We start from the raw sequence: 9,309 nt of genomic DNA on the forward strand, positions 1-9,309 counted from the left end.
TAAAAATGCCATTGCGGCGTTTCTCTCCCGAGAGCTTCTTCGGTGCGTTTTATTTTGACGCAATGCGCAGGTGTGGCAAATCGGCCCGGGGTTGAGCTTTTGGCTTGCAAATCGCTCCCGGGCGTATAAAATAACTCCGTCGCCTGTACCCACATGTCACACTCCGTTCTTCTCGTCATACCCGCCCGATACGCCTCGACCCGCCTTCCCGGCAAGCCTCTCGTGAAAATTGCCGGCAAGGAGATGATTCGACGCGTTGCTGAAATCGCCGCTTCCATCTGCCGCCACAACGATGACTGCCGTTACGTGGTGGCGACGGATGATACCCGCATCACGGATTTCTGCGCCTCGGCGGGCATTCCGGCCGTCATGACTTCCGAGAGCTGCCGCAGCGGCACGGAGCGCTGCTGGGATGCCGTGAGGCAGTGCGAGCAGGCTCCCGACTTCATCATCAACCTTCAGGGTGACAACCCGCTCTGCCCTCCCTGGGTCATTCAGCAGCTCATCGATGCGTGGCGCAACTGTGCCGGAGACGTGTTCACGCCCTGCATTCACCTCGACTGGGCGGAGTATGACCGCCTCGTCGAGTCCAAGAAGACCACGCCCTACAGCGGCACGACGGTGCTGACGGACAAGGACGGCTATGCCCTCGCCTTCTCCAAAAACACGATTCCGGCCATCCGCAAACTCGAAAAGGCCCGTGCAGCGCTCGCCAAAAGCCCCGTGCGGCGCCACGTCGGTCTCTACGCCTACACCTACGAGGCGCTCAAGACCTACTTCGAGCTGCCCGAGTCCGAGTACGAGATGGGCTGTGTGGAGGGACTGGAGCAGATGCGCTTCCTCTACAACGGCATGCGCGTCAAGATGGTCGAGGTTGACTACCGCGGCCGCAAGACGACCAGCGGTGTGGATTCGCCCGAGGACGTGGCTCGCGTCGAGGCGATACTGGCCGAATACGGCGAGTATGAACTCTGATGCGCGCAGACTTCGACCGAATGAAGATTCCCGAGCACATCGCCATCATCATGGATGGCAACGGCCGCTGGGCCAAGCGGCAGGGCGTGGCTCGCTCGAAGGGGCATGAGCAGGGCGGCAAGACGGTGCAGCGCGTCATTGATTTCTGCATCGAAAAGGGGGTGAAGTGGCTGACGCTCTACGCCTTCTCGACGGAGAACTGGGGACGCTCCAAGATTGAGGTGAACTACCTCATGCGCATGCTCAACAAGTATCTCATCGAGCGAAGCTCGGAGATGCAGCAAAAGGGCGTGCGCCTCCGCGCCATTGGCGAGCTGCACATGCTGCCGGACTATTGCCGCAAGACGCTGGATAAATGTATCGCGGAGACGGCGCAAAACGACAAGCTCAACCTCGTGCTGGCGCTCTCCTACGGCTCGCGGCAGGAGATTGCCGCCGCTGCTCGGCGCTTGGCCGAGCGCGTGCAGCGCGCCGAGCTGAAGCCCGAGGATATCACCCCCGAGCTGCTGGGCAGCCATCTCTACACGGCCGGCATCCCGGATCCCGACCTACTCATCCGCACTTCGGGAGAGATGCGCCTCTCGAACTTTCTGCTCTGGCAGATCAGCTACTCGGAGCTCATCGTCATGGACGTGCTGTGGCCGGACTTTGATCGCGCCCATTTCGATGAAGCCTTGAGCATCTACGCCTCGCGCGAACGCCGCTTCGGCAAGAGGTAAGGGTCGCCCGCAGCCGACGCCGTCCCGTCCTCCCCGACGCGCAGCTGTGCTCCTACGGACGCGCACCTGCGCACCTGCGCTGCGGGCATCCGCCTCAGTCGCGGCTGTCGGCGGCCTGCTGCTCTCGCTCACGGCGGAGCATGTCGTCGGGCGTCACGCTTTTTTCGCGCAGGAAGAGCTCGCGCTGATCGTCGCGCGTGTACGGGGGCGACACGAACTCGCTATGACACTTCAGATCCTGCTCGAATGCCTCATAGCTGCGCGACGGACTGCCCCAGGCGCGCTCAGCCAGAGCCGCTCCGCGCGGAAAAGCCATGTAGATGAGGTGGTCGTAACCGCGAATATACTCCGACCAGAGGTTGCCCTGCAAACCGATCACCTGCTCGCTCTCCGGCAGAGTCATCTCAAAGACGTCCCGCACCGTAATGACGCGATTTCCCATGGCTAGGGGCTCCTGCTCCGATCGGCTCTGTGAGAAGTCGAAGTAGCAGTGCGTATTGGGTGTGAGGATCACGCGGTGGCCGAGGCGCAGCACCTCATCGAGCTTGTCGGCGTGCCAGAGCATCACCGTCTGCCCCTTGACGCCGTTGATGGCGGACTCGTCCCACGTAATCGCCTCGCGCCCGGCCGCGGCGAGGTAGTCAACGAAGTCCTGACTCCATTTTCTCTGATCCTCCACGGAAATGAGGTGAGGGGGCACTTCGTCTCCGCCGATGTGAATGGGCGTGCCCTCCGGCAACATCTCATCGAGTTCGTCAAAGACCGTGCGGAAAAAACGGCGTGAGGCCGGATTGTTGACGTCGACGGCGTCGCAGCCGCGCAACCCGTTGCCATGCGCCTCAAAGCCGGGCTGCGCCAGCTCCGGGTAGGCGCATATGGCGGCGTAGGAATGACCGGGAATGTCAATCTCGGGCACAATGGTGATGAAGCGCTCCCGGCCGTACGCTATCAACTCCTGCAAATCTTGGCGGGTAAAATAGCCGCCGTAGACCTCATCGTAGTCGCGCCCGAGCCGCGTCGTCGGCCACTCCCAGGCCGGGTCGCGGCGTTCCTTGCGCCAAGCCGCGTAGTCCGTGAGGCGCGGATAAGCCTTGATCTGCAAGCGCCAGCCCGGCCCGTCGGTGAGGTGCAAATGCAGGCGGTTGAGCTTGAGGGCAGCCATGCGATCCATGAACGCCTTGAGTTGATCCACCGTGAAGAAGTGGCGAGAGACGTCTACGTGCAGGCCGCGCCACGAGAGCTTCGGATAATCGACAACTTCAAGCGTCTGAGGAAGCGCTTCACCGTATTCGGCCTCGAGCTGGCGGCGCGTCTGCTCGGCGTAGAAGCGGCCGGAGGCGTCGTTCGCGCTGATATGCCACTGAGGCTTGCCGTCCGCATCGCGGGTGAGACGCAGGATGTAGCCGCCTTCCCGAGCCGGAGGCAGTGCGTTGGAGATGCGCGTGTCGATATGTTGAGGGGCGGGGATGACGGCTCGGCCGGTGCCGGCCGCTGCCAGACAGAGTAACAGGCAGAGGATTTTTTTCATAGAGCCAGAACGTTGAGAAGGTGAGTGACCGGGAGTCCGATGACGTTGTCGAGATCGCCGTCGAGTCTTTCAATGATGAGTTCGCCGTGCTCCTGAATGGCGTAGGCCCCGGCTTTGTCGAGCACCTGCACCACACTCAGGTAATGCTTGATGGCCTCATCGTCGAGGCGGCGAAAAGTCACGCGGCTGACTTCGCAGAAGTCCCGCCGCTCGCCGCCCGGCATGATGACGGCAACGGCCGTGCAGACGCTGTGCGTCCGTCCCTGAAGGAGGCGCAGCATGGCGAAGGCCGCTTCGGCATCGGCGGGTTTGCCCAAGGCGCGCCCGTCGATGAAAACAAGCGTGTCGGCGCCGATGACGACGGCGTCGGGACGGAGCCGCGCGACGGCTTCGGCCTTGGCCGCAGCGTTCCTCGCGCAGATCTCCTCCGGCGGAAGCGCCGCATCGTTGACCTCTTCCGTCTCGCAGGTCACGACCTCAAAGCGGAGTCCGGCGCGCTCGAGGAGCTCTCGGCGCCGGGGCGATTGCGAGGCGAGGATGAGCTTCGGCATGTTCAGCTTCGGCTGTCGTGAGAGTGATCAAAGGGGGACATGGAATCCAACACGCGGCGGCGCACCGGATCGGGAAGATCCTGAATTGTCTGAATCGTCGTGCCGATGAGCTTGGCCGCGCTGCGGCGGCAGGCGTCGCGATCCTCGAGCGAAGCGAACTCCAGCCCGACCATGGCGCGTCCGACGGATTCGCCGGAGTACTGGTAATTGAAGTAGCAGAGATTGGCGTATTGGCCGACCGTCGCCATGAACTCCGTGAAGGCACCGGGGCGCTCGGGGAACTCAATGACAAAGAAGGTCGGGTGCGAAAGCAGCACGCGGTCGCAGGAAATCATGCGGAAACGCACATCGTCATCATGGCTGACGTCCGTCGCCTTGAGGTTTTTCTCGGCAAGGCGGCGATCAATCTCCGCGAACTGCTCATCGGTGCCCAACACGCCGAAGACGGGGTGTTGAATATCGCCCGAGATGCGGCCGTACTGCACGTCGGTCAGCAGGACACCCTCGGGAATGCTCTTGAGGTACTTGAGAATCTGCCCGCGCTTGGTCTCCATCGGAATACGCAGGTAGCGCATCTTGCGGTGGGAATCGCGCACGCCGGCGCGGCTGGCCACCACGCCGAGCTGGGAAAAGTCCATATTGGCGCCGGAGAGGACGACGAGACATTTTTCACCGGGCTTGATCTGCCCCTTCTCCCAGTCCTGCATCAGCGCGGCAAGCCCCATGGCGCCCGAGGGCTCGGGAACGACTCGCAGCGAGTTCCAGAGGGAGCGAATCGCCTGACAGACCTCGTCGTTGGTCACCGTGACAAACGAATCGATCAGCTCGCGGCAGAGCTTAAAGGTCTGCTCGCCGGCGCGGCGCACGGCCGTGCCGTCGCAAAACACATCCACGTAGGGCAGCGTCACGCGCTCGCCCGCCTCGACAGCCTTCATCATCGAGGCCTGATTGACGCCCTCGACGCCGATGAAGCGACACTCGGGCCAGAACTTATGCAGCCAGCAGGCGCAGGCCGAAGCCAGACCGCCGCCGCCGATCTGAAGGTAAACGCGATCGAAGGGGCCTTCGCCGCTCATGACAATTTCATCGGCCAGAGTCCCCTGCCCGCCCATTGTGTCAAGATCGTCGTAGGGATGGACGAAGGGGAGCTGACGCTGCTCGGCGAACTCGTGTGCCGCCGCGGACGCCGCATCGTAGGAGTCGCCCACGAGCATGATTTCCACGTGCTCACCGCCGTGCTTGAGGACGGACTCCTGCTTGACGGCAGGCGTCGAGCGCGGCATGAAAATATGCGCCTTGCACCCCAACTTCGAAGCAGCAAGAGCCACACCCTGAGCGTGATTGCCGGCGCTGGCCGCCACGACGCCCAGCGCGCGCTGCTCCGGGCTGAGCTTGGCCATGCAGTTGTAAGCGCCGCGCCACTTGTAAGCCTTGATGGGGCCCAGATCCTCTCGCTTGGCGTAAATAACGGCATCGACACCGGGCAATGAGACCTTCTGAAGCGGCGTCGGTTCACCGACGGCGTAAACACGCTGGCGCGCCTGCAGAATCTCATCAAACAAATGATCACGAAGTTCGCTCATAGTACGTGCGTCAGTCTACACCCGCCAACAGCCTTTGGCAAGAGCAGAATCCGGCATGAACGCGCTTCAGGCGTTTTGCGCCCGGTATTCCCTGCTGCGGCGCTGTGATTTTACGCGCTAGGCTGCGTCAGCAGTCCCTTTTCCGCTTGCAGGGCGTATGCAAATATGATAAGGGTAGACCATGCACAGCGCCACGAATATCGACACGCTCCGCCGCCCGAATACAGCGTCAGCCCACACTCGGGCGACGGGCTCGTTTCGCCGACTGCTCTCTCTCTGCCTGCTCTTCGGCATGGCCTTCGCCTCACCCCTCTGCGCCGAGGACGACGAGCCGGATGATCAGCCGACGGAGGCTTCATCCGACGACGCGCAGTCAAGCCCCGAAATCGATCTGAGCCCGGCCGGAGCCAAAAATGCCGCCAACGAGAAGGCGCTTCTGAAGCTGATTCGCGACGCCTGCGAGAAGGAAGACTTCAGCGCCTTGCGCGAGACGCTCACCGACCTGCTCAACGAAGCCTATCCCCAGCTTGAAGAGAAATACCCGGACGGCAACGCGCCGCTGAGCGCCGTGAAGGGCAATGCCGCACAGCACGCGCTGGCCTGCGCCCGCATCCTCAGCTTGGATGAGGCTCTCGACGACGGCGTCGATGCAAAAGCCCGAATCAAGTTTCTCAACTGGATGCTGCGCGGCAAGGGGCGCCCCGCCCTCAGTTTCCTGAAGCTGGCGGACAAGGCGAAGATGCCGAATGCCGATTTGGAGGTGCGCTTCTGCATGCTGCGCTACTGCTACGAGGCAAACGGCTCTAAGGCAGCCTCGAGTTTCAAGGCTCTGCTGGATCCCTCGGCCTGCGTCAAGAAATTGTACCCTCGCTCGCGCAAGGATATTCAGGCCAAGGTCAAACAGCTGCTCGGCACCAAGCCCAAGGGCTGCGACGAAGAGCAACAGGAGGCCATCAACCGCGTCAACATCGTGCGCTACCTCTGCTCTCAGGCACCGACGGTCGGCTACGACCGCAGCTTCGCCGCCAACGCCCTGACGGCCGCCAAAGCCTGCAAGCGCGCAGGCCACCTCTCGCACGACCTCGGTGACTACACGGCCGATTGCAACCTCAACTACGAGAGCACCAAAATGATGTCGATGGCGCGCACCGTCATTTGTTACGTCGAGGACCCCGGAGACAACAATCGCGAAGTGCGCGGGCACCGCGCTTGGGTGCTTCACCCGGGTCTCGCCAAGACGGGCTTCGGCAAGATCGAAGACTTCCAAGCCATGTGGGTGAAGAGCGGGCACACGGAACCGCGCCCCGAAGTCGGCTACAGCTACCCCGGCCGAGGCTACTTCCCCAAAGAGTACATGTGGGGCGACGGTTGGAGCTACTACGCGCCTGAGGGCACTCGCCTGCAGCAGAGCGCCAAGGTGGAGATGTGGCAGCTTCCCGCCTCGCCGCGCTCGGCTCCGAAGGGCAAGGCTCTCAGTGACGAAAACAAGATTCCGGTCAAGGCGATCTTCGTGCACTCGGAAGACAGCATCCCGACCGGTCAGAGCATCGTTTTTGAACCCGACTACGACAAATGCCTCAAGTGCCGCGGCCGCGTCGTCGGCGTCTACTGGGTGCGCATCAGCTCCGGCGACTTTGAAGACGAATACGTTGTCGAGTTGTACTGAGCCGGCCCCACACCGCCCCTCCCCCTGCACGCATGCCCGCGACGCGCTCAACCCGGTCGCGGGCATGCGCCTGTTCCGGCTCGAAAGGACATCTGCCGAGCCGCCCTGAGCCCGGGAGCTACCCACCTGCCCACCTACCCACCCAACCACCTACCCACCTACCCACCCAACCGCCCTACTTCCCCGACACCCCCATGCTCCCCCTCGCCTCCTTCACCGCCGTCCTCGCAGCGGCACTTGCAAACGCCCCTCTCATGCAGACGCCACCTTCCGCCGCCACCCCTCCCGGCCGCCTTGTGCGGACAAATCTCCCCGAAGCCCCCGAACTCCTGCCCGAAATCAGCGCAACACCGAGCCCCTGCGCGACGCAGGAGGCCGCCGACTCAAGCAGCGGCACAGCCCTGCGGGACTTTGATGAATCCGCTCTGCCCGACGCCGACAGCGCCGCCAACAAACAGACGAGAGCCCGCCTGCGAGCCCGCGCGCGCTTCGCTTCCCATTTCGGCAAACCGATCTTTATTCGCATCATCAAAGAGGAGTTCAAGCTCGAACTCTGGGGACGAGACGGTGACACTTGGACAAGGCTCAAGACCTATGACATCGCCGGCATGAGCGGAGAGCCGGGGCCCAAAACCCGCGAGGGGGACTGCCAAGCGCCGGAAGGCTTTTACGGCACGACACTTCGCGATCTCAACCCGCACAGCAGCTACCACCTCTCCTTCAACATCGGCTACCCCAACGCCTACGATCGCCGACTCGGTCGAACGGGCTCCCTGATCATGATTCACGGCAGCGACTGCTCCATCGGTTGCTTCGCCATGACGGATCCGGGCATTGAGGAAATCTACGGCATGGTCGAAGCCGCTCTCAGAAACGGCCAAGAGCGCGTCGCCGTGCAGATTTACCCCTTCGCCATGACGCCGGAGCGCATGGAGGCCGAGAAAGACAGCCCCCACTACGCCTTCTGGCAGTACCTGCGCCCCGGCTGGGAGCACACCGAACAGCAGCACGCCCCTTACGACGCCGAATCGGGCAGCAACTGAGCCCCTCGGCAGCCCCTTGGCGCCATCCCGAGCGGCACGCGGCGCCGTCTCAGGAGATTCTCATCGGCGAAGAGGTTTCAGGATGCGCTTGAACACCAACAGGCACCAAGCCGTCAGCCCCCGAACCCACTCCGGGTAGCGTGCCAAGGCGTTCATGCAACGGACAATCAAACCGCACCCACGGGTCTGCGGGGCCGGCAAAATCCCACATGAGACCGCCATGCGAACGAAACGGCTTCTCTGCCGCGCTGAGACGGGATTCTTGTACAACTTGGGCAGCATAAAACGCAACGAGAGTCGGCGCATGCACTCAAACCAACATACATCGCGCTTCAACGACTCGCGGATAGCCACCTCATACCCTTCAATCCAGAAATCCACTTTTCGCAGATCCGAAGAAGCTGAATTCTCTCTGACGGTGTAGCGATATAAGGGCTCAGACAGGACACGGATAGTGTGCAGCTCCGGATAAATATCCATCATCCACATCAAATCTTCGCACAAGCGAAGCGGACGGAACCTCACGTGTTTGAGCGAAGCGCGCAACAGCCGATTGTGGCACAAGCCCCAATCGAGCGATGCAAAGCGCTCTTTAATTTCATGTTCGGATGAGCAGAGACATTCTTGATAAGACGCGACACCCAATTCTTCATCCGACTCCGTCACATAACGATAACTGCCCTGAACCATGTCCGCACCGGCCAAGAAGTGCGGCAGCAACGTCTTGAGCGCGTGGGGCTCCAGAGAATCATCGCCATCGACAAAATAAAAACAATCGCCCTGCGCCTCAGCCAGTCCGTCGTTGCGGCTCGCCGCAATACCTTGGTTGACCTGATGGCGGATCAACTTCACCCGCATATCACGCGCCGCGAATTCGGCTAGCATCTCGGCTGTTCCGTCCGTGCTGCAATCATCGACGGCAATCAACTCAAGCCTCACCTCCTGCTGATTCAAAATGGACTCGACGCATCTCCGCACATAGGGCGCGCATTGGTAAAAGATGGCGATAACACTGACGAGCGGACTTTCTGTACTTGCTTGATTCATAAGAAAGGGAACGAGCCACTCCCGCGACAATAGCCGGGACAATGAGGGGGGAACGGCTCCAACAGAGCATAAAATGTTCCCGAGCACAATGCAAGACAAAAGTAGAGGCTCAGCCCGCACACCACATGTGTCCCAAAGTTTCAAGGCGCGGTCATTTTGACCGCGCCTTGAGTACACAAAAAATGGAGGCTTGATTT

The 9,309-nt window shown here is 61.7% G+C and carries 8 protein-coding genes; 4 read left to right on the plus strand and 4 right to left on the minus strand.

The window, feature by feature from the left end; genetic code table 11:
* Positions 1 to 153: 153 nt before the first annotated feature.
* Both kdsB and uppS read left to right on the plus strand, forming a co-directional pair.
* Positions 154 to 975, plus strand: a complete 822-nt coding sequence (gene kdsB / locus AC6UAL_RS09265; RefSeq protein ID WP_500683095.1) for a 3-deoxy-manno-octulosonate cytidylyltransferase — start codon at positions 154 to 156, stop codon at positions 973 to 975.
* Positions 976 to 995: 20 nt separating this feature from the next.
* On the plus strand, positions 996 to 1,694 hold the full coding sequence (gene uppS, locus AC6UAL_RS09270) for an undecaprenyl pyrophosphate synthase (protein ID WP_500683096.1): 699 nt from the start codon (positions 996 to 998) through the stop codon (positions 1,692 to 1,694).
* A 94-nt stretch (positions 1,695 to 1,788) separates the two neighbouring features.
* Here uppS and AC6UAL_RS09275 read toward each other — a convergent pair whose 3' ends face one another.
* The 3 genes from AC6UAL_RS09275 to AC6UAL_RS09285 are packed head-to-tail and all read right to left on the minus strand — an operon-like array spanning position 1,789 to position 5,356.
* On the minus strand, positions 1,789 to 3,222 hold the full coding sequence (locus AC6UAL_RS09275; protein WP_500683097.1) for a beta-N-acetylhexosaminidase: 1,434 nt from the start codon (positions 3,220 to 3,222) through the stop codon (positions 1,789 to 1,791).
* Complete coding sequence (locus tag AC6UAL_RS09280) at positions 3,219 to 3,773, minus strand: Maf family protein (protein WP_500683098.1); 555 nt, start codon at positions 3,771 to 3,773, stop codon at positions 3,219 to 3,221. Before AC6UAL_RS09280 ends, AC6UAL_RS09275 begins: the two co-directional genes overlap by 4 nt.
* 2 nt (positions 3,774 to 3,775) lie before the next feature.
* Positions 3,776 to 5,356: a pyridoxal-phosphate dependent enzyme gene (locus AC6UAL_RS09285; protein WP_500683099.1), complete on the minus strand. Its 1,581-nt coding sequence runs from the start codon at positions 5,354 to 5,356 to the stop codon at positions 3,776 to 3,778.
* Between the two features lie 181 nt (positions 5,357 to 5,537).
* Between AC6UAL_RS09285 and AC6UAL_RS09290 the strand changes: the two genes are divergently transcribed.
* Positions 5,538 to 7,022, plus strand: coding sequence for a hypothetical protein (locus AC6UAL_RS09290; RefSeq protein ID WP_500683100.1), 1,485 nt, complete (start codon positions 5,538 to 5,540; stop codon positions 7,020 to 7,022).
* A 254-nt stretch (positions 7,023 to 7,276) separates the two neighbouring features.
* Positions 7,277 to 8,065: a L,D-transpeptidase family protein gene (locus AC6UAL_RS09295; RefSeq protein ID WP_500683101.1), complete on the plus strand. Its 789-nt coding sequence runs from the start codon at positions 7,277 to 7,279 to the stop codon at positions 8,063 to 8,065.
* A gap of 60 nt (positions 8,066 to 8,125) precedes the next feature.
* Here AC6UAL_RS09295 and AC6UAL_RS09300 read toward each other — a convergent pair whose 3' ends face one another.
* Complete coding sequence (locus AC6UAL_RS09300; RefSeq protein WP_500683102.1) at positions 8,126 to 9,112, minus strand: glycosyltransferase family 2 protein; 987 nt, start codon at positions 9,110 to 9,112, stop codon at positions 8,126 to 8,128.
* Positions 9,113 to 9,309: the final 197 nt, after the last annotated feature.

The organism is Candidatus Parakkermansia intestinigallinarum (assembly GCF_944389695.1).
In the GTDB taxonomy this organism is placed as follows: Bacteria; Verrucomicrobiota; Verrucomicrobiia; order Verrucomicrobiales; family Akkermansiaceae; genus Akkermansia; species Akkermansia intestinigallinarum.

Excerpts from the sequence above, each read along its gene's own strand:
- kdsB (WP_500683095.1), top strand. The coding sequence starts at position 154 with ATGTCACACTCCGTTCTTCTCGTCATACCCGCCCGATACGCCTCGACC.
- uppS (WP_500683096.1), top strand. The coding sequence starts at position 996 with ATGAAGATTCCCGAGCACATCGCCATCATCATGGATGGCAACGGCCGC.
- AC6UAL_RS09275 (WP_500683097.1), bottom strand. The coding sequence starts at position 3,222 with ATGAAAAAAATCCTCTGCCTGTTACTCTGTCTGGCAGCGGCCGGCACC.
- AC6UAL_RS09280 (WP_500683098.1), bottom strand. The coding sequence starts at position 3,773 with ATGCCGAAGCTCATCCTCGCCTCGCAATCGCCCCGGCGCCGAGAGCTC.
- AC6UAL_RS09285 (WP_500683099.1), bottom strand. The coding sequence starts at position 5,356 with ATGAGCGAACTTCGTGATCATTTGTTTGATGAGATTCTGCAGGCGCGC.
- AC6UAL_RS09290 (WP_500683100.1), top strand. The coding sequence starts at position 5,538 with ATGCACAGCGCCACGAATATCGACACGCTCCGCCGCCCGAATACAGCG.
- AC6UAL_RS09295 (WP_500683101.1), top strand. The coding sequence starts at position 7,277 with ATGCAGACGCCACCTTCCGCCGCCACCCCTCCCGGCCGCCTTGTGCGG.
- AC6UAL_RS09300 (WP_500683102.1), bottom strand. The coding sequence starts at position 9,112 with ATGAATCAAGCAAGTACAGAAAGTCCGCTCGTCAGTGTTATCGCCATC.